This is a genomic window from Luteimonas rhizosphaerae (assembly GCF_002849595.1).
Classification (GTDB): domain Bacteria; phylum Pseudomonadota; class Gammaproteobacteria; order Xanthomonadales; family Xanthomonadaceae; genus Luteimonas; species Luteimonas cellulosilyticus.
Genome location: NZ_NRQR01000013.1, coordinates 253,674 through 268,776, shown reverse-complemented (window position 1 = coordinate 268,776; position 15,103 = coordinate 253,674). Strand labels below are relative to the sequence as shown.

Annotated in this window: 15 protein-coding genes and 1 pseudogene; 9 read left to right on the top strand and 7 right to left on the bottom strand. The window is 69.4% G+C overall.

Annotated elements, in window-relative coordinates:
- The gene (locus CJ022_RS07095; protein WP_101925950.1) at positions 1 to 996 is read right to left on the bottom strand and encodes a KpsF/GutQ family sugar-phosphate isomerase; all 996 of its coding nucleotides are present in this window, start codon (positions 994 to 996) and stop codon (positions 1 to 3) included.
- A gap of 156 nt (positions 997 to 1,152) precedes the next feature.
- Between CJ022_RS07095 and CJ022_RS07090 the strand changes: the two genes are divergently transcribed.
- The 3 genes from CJ022_RS07090 to CJ022_RS07080 are packed head-to-tail and all read left to right on the top strand — an operon-like array spanning position 1,153 to position 2,964.
- Positions 1,153 to 1,407: a BolA family protein gene (locus tag CJ022_RS07090; RefSeq protein WP_101925949.1), complete on the top strand. Its 255-nt coding sequence runs from the start codon at positions 1,153 to 1,155 to the stop codon at positions 1,405 to 1,407.
- Complete coding sequence (gene murA / locus CJ022_RS07085) at positions 1,407 to 2,666, top strand: UDP-N-acetylglucosamine 1-carboxyvinyltransferase (RefSeq protein ID WP_101925948.1); 1,260 nt, start codon at positions 1,407 to 1,409, stop codon at positions 2,664 to 2,666. Before CJ022_RS07090 ends, murA begins: the two co-directional genes overlap by 1 nt.
- A gap of 7 nt (positions 2,667 to 2,673) precedes the next feature.
- Positions 2,674 to 2,964 (top strand): hypothetical protein, encoded by a 291-nt coding sequence (locus CJ022_RS07080; RefSeq protein ID WP_101925947.1) that lies wholly within the window; start codon positions 2,674 to 2,676, stop codon positions 2,962 to 2,964.
- Between the two features lie 248 nt (positions 2,965 to 3,212).
- On the opposite strand, the gene CJ022_RS07075 is transcribed toward CJ022_RS07080, so the two are convergent.
- The 4 genes from CJ022_RS07075 to purM form a co-directional block, all read right to left on the bottom strand.
- Positions 3,213 to 3,932 carry a DUF3108 domain-containing protein gene (locus CJ022_RS07075; RefSeq protein ID WP_101925946.1) on the bottom strand — a complete coding sequence of 240 codons (720 nt, stop codon included), beginning with the start codon at positions 3,930 to 3,932 and terminating at the stop codon, positions 3,213 to 3,215.
- Positions 3,932 to 4,663 (bottom strand): DUF3108 domain-containing protein, encoded by a 732-nt coding sequence (locus CJ022_RS07070; protein WP_101925945.1) that lies wholly within the window; start codon positions 4,661 to 4,663, stop codon positions 3,932 to 3,934. Before CJ022_RS07070 ends, CJ022_RS07075 begins: the two co-directional genes overlap by 1 nt.
- A 7-nt stretch (positions 4,664 to 4,670) precedes the next feature.
- Positions 4,671 to 5,327, bottom strand: coding sequence for a phosphoribosylglycinamide formyltransferase (gene purN / locus CJ022_RS07065; protein WP_101925944.1), 657 nt, complete (start codon positions 5,325 to 5,327; stop codon positions 4,671 to 4,673).
- A gap of 96 nt (positions 5,328 to 5,423) precedes the next feature.
- Positions 5,424 to 6,449, bottom strand: coding sequence for a phosphoribosylformylglycinamidine cyclo-ligase (gene purM, locus CJ022_RS07060; RefSeq protein WP_101925943.1), 1,026 nt, complete (start codon positions 6,447 to 6,449; stop codon positions 5,424 to 5,426).
- 211 nt (positions 6,450 to 6,660) lie between these two features.
- Between purM and CJ022_RS07055 the strand changes: the two genes are divergently transcribed.
- From CJ022_RS07055 to hda, 3 genes are read left to right on the top strand one after another with little or no spacing between them, the layout of a single operon-like run.
- Positions 6,661 to 7,722 (top strand): DUF2066 domain-containing protein, encoded by a 1,062-nt coding sequence (locus tag CJ022_RS07055; RefSeq protein WP_343125132.1) that lies wholly within the window; start codon positions 6,661 to 6,663, stop codon positions 7,720 to 7,722.
- 19 nt (positions 7,723 to 7,741) lie between these two features.
- Positions 7,742 to 8,920, top strand: coding sequence for an AI-2E family transporter (locus CJ022_RS07050; RefSeq protein ID WP_101925941.1), 1,179 nt, complete (start codon positions 7,742 to 7,744; stop codon positions 8,918 to 8,920).
- Between the two features lie 7 nt (positions 8,921 to 8,927).
- Positions 8,928 to 9,644, top strand: a complete 717-nt coding sequence (gene hda / locus CJ022_RS07045; RefSeq protein WP_101925940.1) for a DnaA regulatory inactivator Hda — start codon at positions 8,928 to 8,930, stop codon at positions 9,642 to 9,644.
- On the opposite strand, the gene murU is transcribed toward hda, so the two are convergent.
- Positions 9,641 to 10,369 carry an N-acetylmuramate alpha-1-phosphate uridylyltransferase MurU gene (gene murU, locus CJ022_RS07040; protein ID WP_101925939.1) on the bottom strand — a complete coding sequence of 243 codons (729 nt, stop codon included), beginning with the start codon at positions 10,367 to 10,369 and terminating at the stop codon, positions 9,641 to 9,643. The genes hda and murU overlap by 4 nt on opposite strands.
- 122 nt (positions 10,370 to 10,491) lie before the next feature.
- Between murU and CJ022_RS07035 the strand changes: the two are divergent.
- The 3 genes and pseudogenes from CJ022_RS07035 to cysC all read left to right on the top strand — a co-directional run bounded on the left by CJ022_RS07035 (position 10,492) and on the right by cysC (position 14,835).
- Positions 10,492 to 11,867 (top strand): annotated as a pseudogene (locus CJ022_RS07035) (mannose-1-phosphate guanylyltransferase/mannose-6-phosphate isomerase).
- A 149-nt stretch (positions 11,868 to 12,016) separates the two neighbouring features.
- Positions 12,017 to 12,943, top strand: coding sequence for a sulfate adenylyltransferase subunit CysD (gene cysD, locus CJ022_RS07030; protein WP_101925938.1), 927 nt, complete (start codon positions 12,017 to 12,019; stop codon positions 12,941 to 12,943).
- Complete coding sequence (gene cysC, locus CJ022_RS07025; protein ID WP_101925937.1) at positions 12,943 to 14,835, top strand: adenylyl-sulfate kinase; 1,893 nt, start codon at positions 12,943 to 12,945, stop codon at positions 14,833 to 14,835. The genes cysD and cysC overlap by 1 nt, the downstream gene beginning before the upstream one ends.
- Here cysC and CJ022_RS07020 read toward each other — a convergent pair.
- On the bottom strand, positions 14,810 to 15,079 hold the full coding sequence (locus CJ022_RS07020; protein ID WP_101925936.1) for a GlsB/YeaQ/YmgE family stress response membrane protein: 270 nt from the start codon (positions 15,077 to 15,079) through the stop codon (positions 14,810 to 14,812). The genes cysC and CJ022_RS07020 overlap by 26 nt on opposite strands.
- Between the last annotated feature and the right edge of the window lie 24 nt (positions 15,080 to 15,103).

Below are 15,103 nucleotides of genomic sequence, written 5' to 3'. Positions count from 1 at the left end.
TTACACCACGCGCGCGCGCAACAGGTCCTGAATGTTCAGGGCCCCGACCCCCCGACGCTCGGCATCGAGCACCGGCAGCATCGTGATCTTGCGCGTTTCCATCAGGCGCGCCGCTTCGACCGCGAGTGCATCCGCATCGACGAAGATCGGGTCGCGCGTCATCACGTCGGCGATGCGCGCGCTGCGGACGTCAATCGCGGGATCGGTCAGGGTACGCCGCAGGTCGCCATCGGTGTAGAGGCCCAGCAGTCGCCGCGCATCGTCGACGACCACTGCCATCCCCAGCCGCTTGCGACTCATCTCCAGCAGGGCATCGGCGAGCGAGGCCTCGGCGCCGATCGCGGGGATCTCGTCGCCGCCGTGCATGACGTCCCGGATGTGCAGCAGCAACCGGCGGCCGAGCGCGCCGGCCGGATGCGAGCGGGCGAAGTCGTCGGCGGTGAAGCCGCGTGCGTCGAGCAACGCCACCGCGAGCGCGTCGCCCATCGCCAGCGACGCCGTGGTGCTGGCTGTCGGCGCCAGCGCGAGCGGGCAGGCCTCGGCCGGCACGCTGATGTCGAGATGCACGTCGGCGGCGGTCGCCATCGTCGAGTTCGGACGACCGGTCATCGCGATCAAGGGATTGCCCTGGCGCTTGAGCACCGGCAGCAGCATCAGGATCTCGTCGGACTCGCCGGAATACGACAGCGCCAGCACCACGTCGGCATCGGTGATCATGCCGAGGTCGCCGTGGCCCGCTTCGCCCGGATGCACGTAGAAGGCGGGCGTGCCGGTCGAGGCCAGGGTCGCGGCGATCTTGCGCGCCACGTGGCCCGATTTGCCCATCCCCGTGCAGACGACGCGCCCGGTGCAGGCGAGCATCGCGCTGCAGGCCGCCGCGAAGGCGCCGTCGAGGCGCGCGGCGACCGCCCGCAGGCCGTCGATTTCGATGTCGAACACGCGGCGGCCGCTGTCTGCGAATGCCGTCGTGGCGGGGCTGGAGGCGCTCTGGACCATATCCGGGGGCGGCCTTTTCCGTTAGGCTAAGCCGTTCATTTTATGCGCTTCCCGGCGTGAATGCCCCGCGACCCGGGGCAGCGGCAATGACGGCTCATCCGCGCTTCATCCGCGCGCGACGCTCACGGCCCGGCAGCGCGCCTACAGGATCGAATCTTGGATACCCAGACCATTCACTCCCTGATCCAGCAGGGTCTGCCCGATGCCGTCATCGACGTGCAGGGCGACGACGGCGTGCATTTCGAGGCGCGTGTCGTCAGCGCGTCGTTCGCGGGCAAGTCGACGCTGGCCCGCCACCGCATGGTGAACGCCACGCTCGGCGCGTTGCTGGGGCGCGAGATCCACGCCCTCGCGTTGCCGGTCACCAGGACGCCGGACGAGCAGGCCGCCGCGGGTCAGGGACAGGGCTGATGGACAAGATCATCGTGTCCGGCAGCCCGCCGCTGCAGGGCGAGGTGCGCATTTCCGGCGCCAAGAACGCAGTGCTGCCGATCCTCTGCGCGACGCTGCTCGCCGACGGGCCGGTCGAAGTCGCCAACGTGCCGCACCTGCACGACGTGCTGACCACGACCAAGCTGCTGGCGGGACTCGGCGCGAAGGTCGAACACGATGTCGACGGCAGCCGGGTCACCGTCGATCCGCGCAGCGTCGACAGCCACGTCGCGCCGTACGAGCTGGTGCGCACGATGCGCGCCTCGGTGCTGGTGCTGGGCCCGCTGCTGGCGAAGTTCGGCGCGGCCGAGGTCTCGCTGCCCGGCGGCTGCGCGATCGGATCGCGTCCGGTCGACCTGCACATCAAGGCGCTCGAAGCGCTGGGCGCCGAGATCACCGTGGAGCACGGCTTCATCCGCGCGCGCGCGGATCGCCTGCGTGGTGGTCATGTCGTGTTCGAGATGGTCAGCGTCGGCGCGACCGAGAATGTCCTGATGGCGGCCACGCTCGCCGATGGCGTGACGGTCATCGACAACGCCGCGCGCGAGCCCGAAATCGTCGATCTGGCCGAGTGTCTGGTCGCGATGGGCGCCGACATCCGGGGCGCGGGCACCTCGCGCATCGAGGTCCGCGGCGTGCCCCGTCTGCAGGGCGCGCGGCACGCGGTCGTCGCGGACCGCATCGAGGCCGGTACGTTCCTCGTCGCCGCCGCGATGACCGGCGGACGCGTCACCGCGACCCGTGCGCGCCCCGACACGATGGACGCCGTGCTCGACAAGCTGCGCGAGGCCGGCGCCGACATCCACATCGACGGCGACCGCGTGACCGTCGACATGCAGGGCCGCAGGCCGCGCGCCGTCGACATCACCACGACGCCGCATCCCGGGTTCCCGACCGACATGCAGGCGCAGTTCATGGCACTGAACTGCATCGCCGACGGCGTCGGCGTCATCGACGAGACGATCTTCGAAAACCGCTTCATGCACGTCAACGAACTGATGCGCCTGGGGGCGGACATCCACATCGAAGGTCCGCGCGCCGCCGTCACCGGGGTGGCACGCCTCAGCGGCGCGCCGGTGATGGCGACCGACCTGCGGGCCTCGGCCTCGCTGATCCTGGCCGGGCTCGTCGCTGAGGGCGAGACGACGATCGACCGGATCTACCATCTCGACCGCGGCTACGAGCACATCGAACGCAAGCTGTCCGCCCTGGGTGCACGCATCCAGCGGGTGAAGTGAGGCGGCGATGCGTCGCATCAGCAATCGCCGCTGGGCCCTGTTCGCCACGATCGCGCTGCTGCTGTGCGCGGTCGCGTGGATGCAGTGGATCGGCGCCGCGGCGATCAGCGGCACCTCCTTCCAGGATATGGACTGGAACGAGGACGGGCAGGTGACGCGCGGCGAGATCCTGCAATCGGCCCACGCGGTGATCGTTGTGCGGTCGACAGACGGCGCGCGCACGTGCACTGAGTTCCGCTGGCGTCGCGACCAGTCGGTCATCCGGGTCGACTGCCGCACCGGGCCGGCTGATGACTGAGCGCAGACTTCGGCGCGGCAGCATGCGCCGAATCTGCAGAAGTGCCGGCAGCCTGTCATGCGTGCTTCGTCGCACGTCGCAGTAAAAAATTTGCCCGACACATCCGCAGCCGGCGTTGCGTTGCGGTGATTCGAAGCCCGCTGGCCGCAACGAGCGTTCCCGCGCCAGACAGGCGACGGCGTCAGATCGATCCGTCGACGACAAAAAAAAAGCCCCCGCACGGCGGGGGCGTTTCCAGTCTGGTGCGCTCAGCGCAAGGACTGCAGTTTCAGGTCGATCTGGTCCTTGCCGTCGCGGCGCTGCAGCAGACGCGCCGGCACCGGCATGTCGTCGACGATCCAGGCGATGATCTGGCGACGGCCGTCGGTGCGCACGACCTTGGTCGCCTGCTTGGTTTCGCCGCCGATCGTCACCGCTTCGGTGCCTTCGCGTTCGAAGACCTGGCGCTTGACGCGCCCGTCCTCGACCAGGCGATAGCGCAGCGGCTCGCGACCGGCCTGCACGTCGCGCACCAGCACCAGGTTCAGCAGCATGGCGTCCATGTCGCCCGCCTGCAGCTGCACCGGGCCGCCCTGGCCATCCTTGACGTCGCCGGACCAGCGCGCTTCGCCCGCATTCCAGTCGTAGGTGCCCTCGACGTTGCGGCGCTTGAGCAGCATCGCCGCCAGTCCCGATTCGCCGTGCTGTGAATCGACGCTCGAGACCGGGCGCCACTGCGCGCCACTGGCTTCGAAGACCGTCGTCTGCTCGAGGCGCGCGCCGGCGCCGGCGAGATTGAGCGAGTACTTCCAGCGGTTGCTGCCTTCTGCGGCGAGCTGCATCGTCGCGTCGGCGTTCATGCCCATGTAGTTGGCCTGGTACTGGGCGGTGAACGGCTCGACAGCCAGGGCCGGAGCGGCGGCAGCGGCGAGCAGGGCGGCGACGGCGAGGCCGAAGACAGGGCGGCGCGCGGGGGAGGTGTTCGTCATTACGGTTGAGCTCCTTGGTATTGGACCAGTCGCAGATCGACGGCATCTTCGCCGTCTTCGCGCTGCAGGATCCGGACCGGCGTCGGGACGCCGTCGGCTACCCAGATGATGGTGGCGTCGTTGTTGCCTTCGTTGGTGCGCTCGACCCGCAGCGCGGAGAAACTGACATCGCCGACCGAAACGGTCTCGGTTTCGGACGACACCTGGTAGACGTGGTCACGCACGCGACCGCCATCGACGAATCGGTACCGCAGCTCCCGACCCGGCACGGCGTCGCGCATCACGGCCAGGTTGATCAGCAGGGCGCTCATGTCGTACGGCTGCAGCGCGACCGGCTGCTTGCGCCGATCGCTGACATCGCCGGTCCATTGCGCCGTGTTGCGATGCCAGTCGTAGGTGCCGGTCGTCCTGCGGTTGAAGAAAACGGCCGCCTTGCGCACCGTGCTCTGGCTCAACGGGCGGAACACGCTCTCGTCCGAATTGGTATCGAAGACCGTGCTCTGCTCGATGTTGAGCCCGACGATGCCGGCGAAGCCGCGACTGCCGCGGATCCCGAGGTCGATACGCCAGCCGGCGTTCTCGCGCTGCACCAGCTGCATGGTCGCCTCGCCTGCATGCTTGCCCTTGTACCAGGCCTCATAGGTCGCGACGAACGGCTGCAGCACGGCGGCCTGCCCGACGAGGGGCAGCCCGGCCAGCAGGCAGATCAAGAGGATTCGGGGGAAACGCATCACGACATCATGGGAAGGCATTGTTGGCTGCGAGCTGAAGCGGCGCCGTCATGGTCTGGCCGTCGACGTGAACCGTGCGTTCACCGAGCCGGACGCGACCCGACGCGACGGCCTGCAGCGTCGCCAGCAGCAACGGATGTTCGCGTGCCAGCACGCGCGCTGCCAGGGTGTCGGCCGTGTCGGCCGGCAACACGGGCACCTTCGCCTGCGCGACGACCGGTCCTTCATCGAGGCCCGCGGTGACCACGTGCACGCTGGCGCCATGCTCGGCGACGCCCGCATCCAGGGCCTGCTGATGCGTGTGCAGGCCCTTGAACGCGGGCAGCAGCGACGGGTGGATGTTGAGCATCCGGCCGGGGCGCGATTCGACCGTCGGCGCACTGATCAGGCGCATGTAGCCCGCACAGACGATCAGATCGGGCGCGGCGGCATCGACGGCGTCGAACAGCGCCGCGTCGTGCGCAAGACGGTCGGCGAAGTCGCGGGGCCGGACCGCGACGGCGGGCACGCCGGCCAGGCGCGCGCGCTCCAGCGCGAACGCGTCGCGGCGATCGGAGAACACGCCGGCCAGCGTCGCATCGAGGCGGCCATCGGCGATCGCGTCGAGGATTGCCTGCAGATTGCTGCCGCGACCGGAGGCGAGCACCGCGATGCGCAGTGTCATCGCCAGGCGCGCCGGGTGGCCGGCAGGCGGGCCATCATCTCGAACGAGGCGCGGCGCCTGCGGGATGTCATCGGCACTCGGGTCCGAACCGCCGCCTTACCCGATGCGGACACGGTCGCCTTGTCCGGCCTCGACGACACGACCGATCTGCCAGTGCGTCAGCGACAGGCGATTGAGCTCGGTGCCGATCCTGCCGACGCTCTGCGCCGGCACGACCAGCACGAAGCCGATCCCGCAATTGAACGTGCGCCACATCTCCGTGTCCGCGACCGCGCCTTCGCGCTGCAGCCAGTGGAACACGGGCGGCGTCTGCCAGCTCGACGCCTCGATCTCGAGGCCCAGGCCGTCCGGCACCACGCGGATGATGTTCTCGGTCAGGCCGCCGCCGGTGACGTGGGCCATCGCCGAGATCTGCGAGCCGTGCGCGCCGCGCAGCAGCGACAGCACCGGCTTGACGTACAGCGCGGTCGGCGCCATCAGCGCATCGATCAGCGCGGTGCCGTCGAGGTCGAGATCGGCCGGACGACCGGCGCGGTCGAAGATGCGCCGCACCAGCGAATAGCCGTTGGAATGCGGGCCCGACGACGCGATGCCGATCAGCACGTCGCCCGCGCGGACCTGGCTGCCGTCGAGCAACTGCGACTTTTCGACCGCGCCGACGGTGAAACCGGCGAGGTCGTATTCGCCCGGCGGATACATGTCGGGCATTTCCGCGGTCTCGCCGCCGATCAGCGCGCAGCCTGCGAGTTCGCAGCCGCGGGCGATGCCGCCGATGACCGACGCGGTGGTCTCGATGTCGAGCTTGCCGGTGGCGAAGTAGTCGAGGAAGAACAGCGGCTCGGCGCCCTGCACCAGCACGTCGTTGACGCACATCGCGACCAGATCGATGCCGATGGTGTCGTGCCGGCCCAGCTGCTGCGCGAGCTTGAGCTTGGTGCCGACGCCGTCGGTGCCCGAGACCAGCACCGGCTCGCGGTACTTGTTGGACAGGTCGAACAGGGCGCCGAAACCGCCCAGACCGCCCATGACTTCGGGGCGGAAGGTGCGCTTGACCAGCGGCTTGATGCGTTCGACGAGTTCGTTGCCGGCGTCGATATCGACGCCGGCATCGCGGTAGGTCATGGGAGTCGGGGCGGTCACGGCGGGCCGTTGCGGGCGGGAAGGGCCGCGATTTTAACAGTCGTGGCGCTGGCCGTCGTGTGCGATGCGCCGCGAGGCGTGCCGGAGCGCGCGTTGCGTGTGTCGACGGACCGTCGGCGTGGTTTATGGCACCATTTCGCGCTGATCCCGCCCCACCCAGGACACCGACCGGATGCACTGCCCGAAGCGTTTGATGGGAATGATGGCCTGGTTGCTGGCCGGCCTGCTGCTGGCCGGCACCGCCGCGGCCCAGCGCGTCGAAGGCGATCGCGCCGCCGGCCGTGGTCTCTACGAGGCCGAAGTGCCGGTGCGCAGCCAGTCGGAAAGCGAGCGCGAGGCGGCGCTGGCGCGCGCGCTGGCGCAGGTGTTCGGCAAGCTGTCGGGCGATCGCAGCGTGACCAGCCGGCCGGGCGTGTCCCAGGAACTGCGCCGCGCCGGCGATTACGTCGACGGCTACGACTACCGCCAGGACGAAGGCGTCTCGTCGCGCGGCTCGCCGACGTTCACGACGATGCTGGTCGTGCGCTTCCGCCCCGACGACATCAATGCGGTCGCCGGCGCCCTCGGGCTGCCTGTGTGGCCGGATCCGCGGCCCAAACCGGTGATGTGGCTGGCGATCGACGACGGCAACGGCCCGCGCCTCGTCGGTCTGCAGCAGAGTACGGTGGCCCGGCCGGTCCTGCAGCGGGCGATCGAGCGCGGCTACCGACTCGGCCTGCCGACCGGCAGCGCCGCCGAGCAGGCTGCGGTCGGCGCGATCTGGCGCGGCGACACCGCCGCGATCGCGCGCATTTCCGCACGTTACAACCCGCCGATGCAGCTCGTGGGCAAGCTCTACCGCGACGGCAGCGGCTGGAAGGCGGACTGGATCTTCGTCGACGGTGGCCGCGTGCTGTCGCGCTGGAGCGAGACCGGCGCCGATGCCCGTCGCACGCTGGCGACCGGCGCCGATGGTGCTGCCGATGCATTGACCCGCCGGTACGCCAAGGCGCCCGAGGGCGGCGCGCCGGCGACGCAGACGGTGCTGTTCACCGGCATCAACGGCAGCCAGGATTTCATCCGGCTGTCCGCGCAGTTGCAGCGCATGTCGGTGGTGCGGGCGATCCGGCCCAAGCGCGCCACGGCGCAGGGGCTCGAGATCGAACTTGACCTGCTGAGCGGCCTGCCCGGGTTCCGGCGCATGGCCGACGACTCGGTGCTGGTCGAGGCCGATGGCAACATCGAAGGCATCACGCCCGTCTTCCATCTGCGCTGATCCGGCGCCGGACATTCCAATGATCGAGAACGACGCGCCGACCGCGGACATCGCGCGGTTCCTCAAGCGCCTGCAGTGGGGGTTGGTCGTGTTCGCCGCGGGCTGGGTGATCTGGCTGCTGGGCCCGATCCTGACGCCGTTCGTGCTCGCGCTGCTGCTCGGCTGGCTGGGCGATCCGCTGGTCGACCGGCTGGAGCGCCGCGGACGCTCGCGCGCCGTTGCGGTGACCCTCGTGTTCCTGATGATGACCCTGCTGGTCGCTCTGGCGCTGATCATCCTGGTGCCGATGATCGAGCGGCAGATCGTGCTGCTGATCGACAGCCTGCCGATGTACCGCGACTGGCTGCTGGGCACGGCCCTGCCGTGGATCGAGCAGCGCACCGGCTACGAGGTCATGACCTGGCTGGACACCGACCGCCTGATCGAACTGGTGCGCGATCACTGGGAACAGGCCGGCGGCATCGCCGCGACGGTGCTGGCCTACGTGTCGCGTTCGGGGTTCGCCGTGCTGGCGATCGTCATCAACCTGGTGCTGGTGCCGATCCTGACGTTCTACTTCATGCGCGACTGGGACAAGCTGGTCGAGCGCGTCGCCTCGCTGATCCCCCGCGACCACATCGGCACGGTGTCGCGCCTGGCCCACGAGTCGAGCGAGTCGCTCGGCGGCTTCCTGCGCGGCCAGTTCCTGGTGATGATCGGGCAGGGTGCGATCTACGCGATCGGCATGTCGGTCGTCGGCCTGCGCCTGGGCCTGCTGATCGGCACGATCGCCGGCCTGATCAGCTTCATTCCCTATCTCGGCGCGACCGTCGGCATCCTGATGGCACTGATCGCCGCGATCGTGCAGACCCAGGGGTTCGACTGGCAGCTGCTGATCCTGATCGGCGTGGTCTTCACCATCGGCCAGCTGGTCGAGAGCTACGTGCTGACGCCGCGTCTGGTCGGCGATCGCATCGGCCTGCACCCGGTCGCGGTGATCTTCGCGGTGCTCGCCGGCGGCCAGCTGTTCGGCTTCCTCGGCATGCTGCTGGCGCTGCCGGTCGCGGCGGTCGCCAACGTGCTGCTGCGGTATGCGCAGGAACGCTATACCCAGAGCAAGCTCTACGCGGGCGACACGCCGGAAATCGCGGTCTCGGGCGGCGGCGGACACCGGATCATCGTGCCGCACGAGGGCCGGGCGCCTGACGGCGACGCCTGAGCCGCGCATGAGCCCCGCGTCGCCGCAATTGCCGCTGGCCCTGCGCTATCCGCCGGACCAGCGGCTCGACACGCTGGTCGCGCCCGACGCGGCGCTGCGCCCGCTGCTGGCGGCCTTCGCCGCGTCCAGCACGCGGCAGTCGCTGTTCGTCGCGGGCGCAGCCGGCACCGGCAAGACCCATCTGGCGATCGCGGTGTGCGCCGAAGCCGAGCGTCGCGGCCAGCGCGCGGTCTTCGTGCCCGCGCGCGGCGCCGCCGGCCGCCTCGCGGACGCGGTCGCATCGCTGCACGATTATGATCTCGTCGCGATCGACGGCCTGGACGGGATCGCCGGGGATCGCGACGACGAGGTCGCGCTGTTCGACCTGCACAACCGCCTGCACGACGGCCGCCGCCGGGTGCTCTACACCGCCACGGTCTGGCCCGACGAACTGCCGCTGACGCTGCCCGACCTGCGCTCGCGCCTGGCGCAGTGCACGCGCGTCGCGCTGGCGCCGCTCGACGATGCCGGACGGCACGAGATGCTGCAGCTGCGCGCGACACGTCGCGGCCTGCAGCTGGACCCGGCCGCGATCGACTGGTTGCTGCGCCGGGTCGACCGCGATCTGCCGGCGCTGACCGCGCTGCTCGACCGGCTCGATCGCGCCTCGCTCGCATCCCAGCGCCGGGTCACCGTTCCGTTCGTGCGGCAGCTGCTGGCCGACGACGTGCCGTCCGCGGATTAGCGGTCCGGGGCAGCAGCGACCCGGGATGTCGTCTGCAGCGCGTGGTCCAGCGCGGCCAGCCGGGCGGGCGTGCCGACATCGGTCCACGCGCCCGCGTGCCGCTCGCCGGACACGCGGCCCGCCGTCATTGCCGCGCGCAGCAATGGCGCGAGGCGGAACCTCGGCGGCATGGCCGCGCTGCCGGCGGCGTCACCGATCACGTCGCGCCAGCCGTCGAGCAGTCCCGGCCGATACAGGCCGATGCCGCTGAAGGTCAGCAGCGCGTCGCCGGACGGCGACACGCGGCCGTCGACCAGCGCGAAATCGCCGGCCGGATGGTGCTGTGGATTGTCGACGAGCACGAGATGCGCGTCGTCGCCGGGCGCCAGCTGCAGTCGGCCGATGTCGTAGTCGCTCCAGATGTCGCCGTTGATGGCGATGAAGGGTGCTGCGCCGAGCAGCGGCAGGGCATGCAGCATCCCGCCGCCGGTTTCGAGTGGCGTCGGGCCTTCGCCGGCATAGGCGATCCGCAGCCCCCAGTGCGCGCCGTCGCCGAGGGTCGCGGGAAAGCGGTCGGCGAGCCACGAGGTGTTGATGACCACGTCGCGCACGCCGGCGGCCGCCAGCCGCTCCAGATGCCAGACGATCAGCGGCTTGCCGCCCGCGGGCAGCAGCGGCTTCGGTGTCGTGTCCGTCAGCGGGCGCATGCGCTCGCCGAGCCCGGCGGCGAAGATCAGCGCGTGCATGCCGGGCACGGCGTGGGACCGGGTGCGACGCGCACGCGATGCAGGTTCATCCGGACAGGACCGTTGCGATGGGTGGCGAAGGCCACAGGGTAAACTCCGGGCACGTATCGAGCGAGGCGTCCATGCAAGAACTCCAGCCTGTCCTGTTGTCCGGCGGCTCGGGCACGCGCCTGTGGCCGCTGTCGCGCGAGGCCTATCCCAAGCAGTTCCTGTCGCTCGTCGGCACGCACACGATGGTCCAGGACACCTGGCTGCGGGTCGCGGGGCTAGACGCGCGCGCTCCGATCGTCGTCGCCAACGAGGAGCACCGTTTCCTCGCGGCCGAGCAGCTGCGCCAGATCGGCGCGCCGTTGCCGGCGATCGTGCTCGAGCCGACCGGTCGCAACACCGCGCCCGCGATCGCCGCGGCCGCGTTGCAGGCGATGCAGGATGGTGCCGACCCGCTGCTGCTCGTGCTGCCGTCCGATCACGTGGTGCGCGATGTCGCCGGGTTCCAGGCCGCCGTACGGGCGGCGATGCCGGCGGCAGCGGACGGCGCGCTGGTGACGTTCGGCATCGTGCCGCAGTCGCCCGAAACCGGCTTCGGCTACATCCAGGCCGCGTCCGGGGGTGACGTCGTGCGGCGACCACCGCGCAGGGGTATCTCGACGAGGGCGGCTATTACTGGAACAGCGGCATGTTCCTGTTCCGCGCGTCGCGTTATCTCGCCGAACTGTCGCGATTCGCACCGGCGATCGTGGACGCGGTGCGCAGCGCCTTCGGGGCCGCGCAGCGCGACGGCGATTTCATCCGCCTCGATCGCGAGGCCTTCGCCGCCAGTCCGTCGGATTCGATCGACTATGCGGTCATGGAAAAGACCGACGCCGCGATGGTGCTGCCGGTCGACATCGGCTGGAACGACGTCGGCTCGTGGTCGGCGCTCTGGGACGTCAGTCCGCAGGACGGGGACGGCAATGCCCACCACGGCGACGTGATCGCCGTCGACAGCCGCAACAGCTACGCGTATGCGCGGCGCCTGGTCGCCCTGGTCGGCGTCGATGATCTGGTCGTCGTCGAGACCGACGATGCCGTGCTCGTCGCGCGCAAGGACCGCGTGCAGCAGGTCAAGGACGTGGTCGCGCAGCTCAAGGCCGGTCAGCGCAGCCACGCGGTGCTGCACCGCGAAGTGCACCGTCCGTGGGGCAGCTACGACTCGATCGATGCGGACGCCGGATTCCAGGTCAAGCGCATCAAGGTCAAGCCGGGCGGTCGCCTCTCCCTGCAGTCGCACGAACACCGCGCCGAGCACTGGATCGTCGTGCGCGGCACCGCGCGGGTGACGCGCGACAACGACGTGTTCGAACTGCACGCCAACCAGTCCACCTACATACCGCTCGGCGCCCGGCACCGGCTGGAGAATCCGGGGAAGGACACCCTGGAACTGATCGAGGTGCAGTCCGGCTCGTATCTGGGCGAAGACGACATCGTGCGCTACGAGGATGTCTACGGACGGCGCTGACCGGTCAGCCTCGGTCGGCGTCACGGATGAAGGCAGGTCTGGCCTGCCTCCTCTTCAGTCCCGCGCATGCGTGGTCAAACAGGCGCGCCGCTGCAGCTCCAGAGTTGTGTCAGGGCCAGCGGGCCCACTGCGTGGCTACAATCCGGCGGATGACCGAGACCGATCCGCTGCACGCGACCGCCGCACACGAGCTTGACCGGCTCGAAGCGGAAAGCATCCACATCCTGCGCGAGGTTGCGGCCGAGTGCCGCAAGCCCGTGCTGCTCTATTCGATCGGCAAGGACAGCTCGGTGCTGCTGCATCTTCTGCTGAAGGCGTTCGCGCCGGCGCTGCCGTCGATTCCCCTGTTGCACGTGGACACGCGATGGAAGTTCTCGGAGATGATCGCGTTCCGGGACCGGCGCGTGGCGGAAACGGGCCTGGCGCTTCACGTCCACACGAACCCCGACGGGATCCGCGACGGGGTCGGTCCACAGACGCACGGTGCCGCGCTGCACACCGAAGTCATGAAGACGCTGGCGTTGAAGCAGGCGCTGGCGCTCGGCGGTTACGACACCGCAATTGGCGGCGCGCGTCGCGACGAGGAGAAATCGCGCGCCAAGGAGCGGATCTTTTCGTTCCGCGACGACCAGCACCGGTGGGATCCTCGACGACAGCGCCCCGAGCTCTGGGATCTCTACAACGCGCGCGCGGCGGCGGGTGACAGCGTGCGGGTGTTCCCGTTGTCGAACTGGACCGAGCTGGATGTCTGGCGTTACATCCAACGCGAAGGAATCCCGGTCGTACCTCTCTATTTCGCGGCGGAACGGCCGGTTGTCGAGCGGGACGGCGCGCTGTTGATGGTCGACGATGCACGGTTCCGTCTGCGTCCCGGGGAGACTGTTGCGATGCGCCGCATCCGCTTCCGGACCCTGGGCTGCTACCCGTTGACCGGTGCGGTCGAGTCCGATGCGGCCGACCTCGACGCGATCATCGGCGAGATGTCGACCGGACGGCAGTCCGAACGTTCCGGCCGGCTGATCGACCATGGAGAAGGCGGTTCCATGGAGCAGAAGAAGCGGGAGGGTTATTTCTGATGGCGATACCGCGCGAGCAGGATCCCGTCGTCCGCGTCGTTGCCTGTGGCAGCGTCGACGACGGCAAGAGCACATTGATCGGTCGCCTCCTGTACGACGCGGGGCGAGTGCCCGACGATGAACGTGCCGCGCTGGCAGGCGCCAGCGTGCGGCATGGGACGCGAGGCGAGGCGCTGGACTATGCGTTGCTCCTCGACGGGCTGGATGCCGAGCGCGAGCAGGGCATCACGATCGACGTGGCCTGGCGCCATCTCGAGACCTCTCGGCGTCGCTTTCTCATCGCCGACTGCCCGGGGCACGTCCAGTACACCCGCAACATGGCGACGGGCGCTTCGGTCGCCCATGTGGCGCTGGTCCTCGTCGACGCGACCAAGGGTTTGCTGTCGCAGACCTACCGGCACACCGCGATCGCGGCGCTGCTCGGCGTGCAACATGTGGTGTTGGTGGTCAACAAGATGGATCGCGTGGGCTACCGGCAGGACGTGTTCGACGTCATTGTCGGCCAGTACCGGACGCACGCCGCCCGTCTGGGCATCGGGCACATCGACAACGTTCCGGTGGCTGCCGCACTCGGTGAGAACGTGACGGAGTCCAGCGCGCAGATGCCGTGGTACCAGGGGCGATGCGTACTCGACACGCTGGAGTCCCTGGCGATCCACAATCTGCCCGCGATGTCCGCGACGCTGCCGGTACAGCTGGTCCTGCGGGACGGCGACGGCCGTCGTTGGCTGGCCGGCAATCTGCATGGCGCAGGGCTCGCGACAGGTGCACGCGTCCACGTGGCGCCGTCCGGAATCGAAACGACGATCGCGGCACTCCGTGACGCCGGGGGCGAGGTCCGGACGGTGGAGGAGAGGCGCGCGGCCGTCGCGATACGGCTGGCGGACGATGTCGATGTGGGACGCGGCGCGGTCGTCACGACCGGTGGTGGCCGGCTGCAGGTCAGCGACCAGCTCGTCGCCGACGTGCTGTGGTTCGACGACGCGGCGCTCGTGCCCGGCCGGCGATACCAGCTCAAGCTGGCGACCCAAAGCACCGGCGTGCGCGTGGTCGAACTGAAGCATCGCTTCGATCCGGAGAGCCTGCAGCCGCTGGCGGCGCGGACACTCGACATCAACGATATCGGCCGCGTGTCCTTCGCACTCGATACACCGGTCGTGTTCGCGCCCTACGAATCGGATCGCGTGCTCGGCGGATTCATCCTCGTCGATACCGTCAGCTTCGCAACTGTGGCGGCAGGCTTGGTCCGTCATGGCCTGCGACGTGCCGACAACCTGCAGTGGCAGGCGCTGGATGTCGACGCCACGCTGCGCGCCCGACAGAAAGCCCAGCGGCCGCTGTGCGTCTGGCTGACCGGCCTGTCCGGTGCGGGCAAGTCGACGATCGCGAATTTGGCCGAACGCGCGCTGGTCGCGCGCGGCTTCCACACGTATCTGCTCGATGGCGACAACGTCCGGCACGGGCTCAACCGCGATCTCGGTTTCACCGATGCCGACCGCATGGAAAACCTGCGCAGGGTCGCCGAGGTGGCTCGGCTGATGACCGACGCCGGTCTGATCACGTTGGTGAGCGTGATCTCACCATTCGAGGCAGAGCGCGAGGCGGCGCGACGTCTGTTCGCGACGGGCGATTTCATCGAGGTGTTCATCGATACGCCCTTGGCCGAAGCGGAGCGGCGGGACGTCAAGGGGCTCTACGCCAAGGCGCGCCGCGGTGAACTGCCCAATTTCACCGGGATCGACTCGCCCTACGAGGCGCCCGCGTCGCCGGAATTGAGGCTGGACACGACCAGCGCGTCTCCGGAGACGCTCGCCGATGCACTGGTTGCCGCCGTCATCGCCGCACAGTCCGGTCCTGGCGTTCCGGTCAGCGCCCACCCCGGAACAGGCTGATCACGCCGAGGATCAGCACCGCGCCCAGGATCGCGCCGAAGAAGCCCGCGGGTTGCCCTGCCGCGTACCAGCCCATGTGCTGGCCGATCCACGTCGCGACGATCGCCCCGCCGATGCCGGTCAGGGTGGTCAGGATCAGCCCCATGCGTTGGCGGCCGGGCATCACCAGCCGAGCGAGCAGGCCGACGACGAGGCCCACCAGGATGATCCACAACCAGCTGGCATTGCCGAAAAATTCGTCCATCGTGTGTCCCCGAAAAACCGGCGC

What these genes read in the sequence shown, in the direction of transcription:
- cysC (WP_101925937.1), top strand. Translation starts at nt 12,943, where the DNA reads ATGGCGATACCGCGCGAGCAGGATCCCGTCGTCCGCGTCGTTGCCTGT.
- purN (WP_101925944.1), bottom strand. Translation starts at nt 5,327, where the DNA reads ATGACACTGCGCATCGCGGTGCTCGCCTCCGGTCGCGGCAGCAATCTG.
- CJ022_RS07075 (WP_101925946.1), bottom strand. Translation starts at nt 3,932, where the DNA reads ATGACGAACACCTCCCCCGCGCGCCGCCCTGTCTTCGGCCTCGCCGTC.
- murU (WP_101925939.1), bottom strand. Translation starts at nt 10,369, where the DNA reads ATGCACGCGCTGATCTTCGCCGCCGGGCTCGGCGAGCGCATGCGCCCG.
- purM (WP_101925943.1), bottom strand. Translation starts at nt 6,449, where the DNA reads ATGACCTACCGCGATGCCGGCGTCGATATCGACGCCGGCAACGAACTC.
- CJ022_RS07050 (WP_101925941.1), top strand. Translation starts at nt 7,742, where the DNA reads ATGATCGAGAACGACGCGCCGACCGCGGACATCGCGCGGTTCCTCAAG.
- CJ022_RS07020 (WP_101925936.1), bottom strand. Translation starts at nt 15,079, where the DNA reads ATGGACGAATTTTTCGGCAATGCCAGCTGGTTGTGGATCATCCTGGTG.
- murA (WP_101925948.1), top strand. Translation starts at nt 1,407, where the DNA reads ATGGACAAGATCATCGTGTCCGGCAGCCCGCCGCTGCAGGGCGAGGTG.
- hda (WP_101925940.1), top strand. Translation starts at nt 8,928, where the DNA reads ATGAGCCCCGCGTCGCCGCAATTGCCGCTGGCCCTGCGCTATCCGCCG.
- CJ022_RS07055 (WP_343125132.1), top strand. Translation starts at nt 6,661, where the DNA reads ATGGGAATGATGGCCTGGTTGCTGGCCGGCCTGCTGCTGGCCGGCACC.
- CJ022_RS07080 (WP_101925947.1), top strand. Translation starts at nt 2,674, where the DNA reads ATGCGTCGCATCAGCAATCGCCGCTGGGCCCTGTTCGCCACGATCGCG.
- CJ022_RS07095 (WP_101925950.1), bottom strand. Translation starts at nt 996, where the DNA reads ATGGTCCAGAGCGCCTCCAGCCCCGCCACGACGGCATTCGCAGACAGC.
- CJ022_RS07070 (WP_101925945.1), bottom strand. Translation starts at nt 4,663, where the DNA reads ATGCGTTTCCCCCGAATCCTCTTGATCTGCCTGCTGGCCGGGCTGCCC.
- cysD (WP_101925938.1), top strand. Translation starts at nt 12,017, where the DNA reads ATGACCGAGACCGATCCGCTGCACGCGACCGCCGCACACGAGCTTGAC.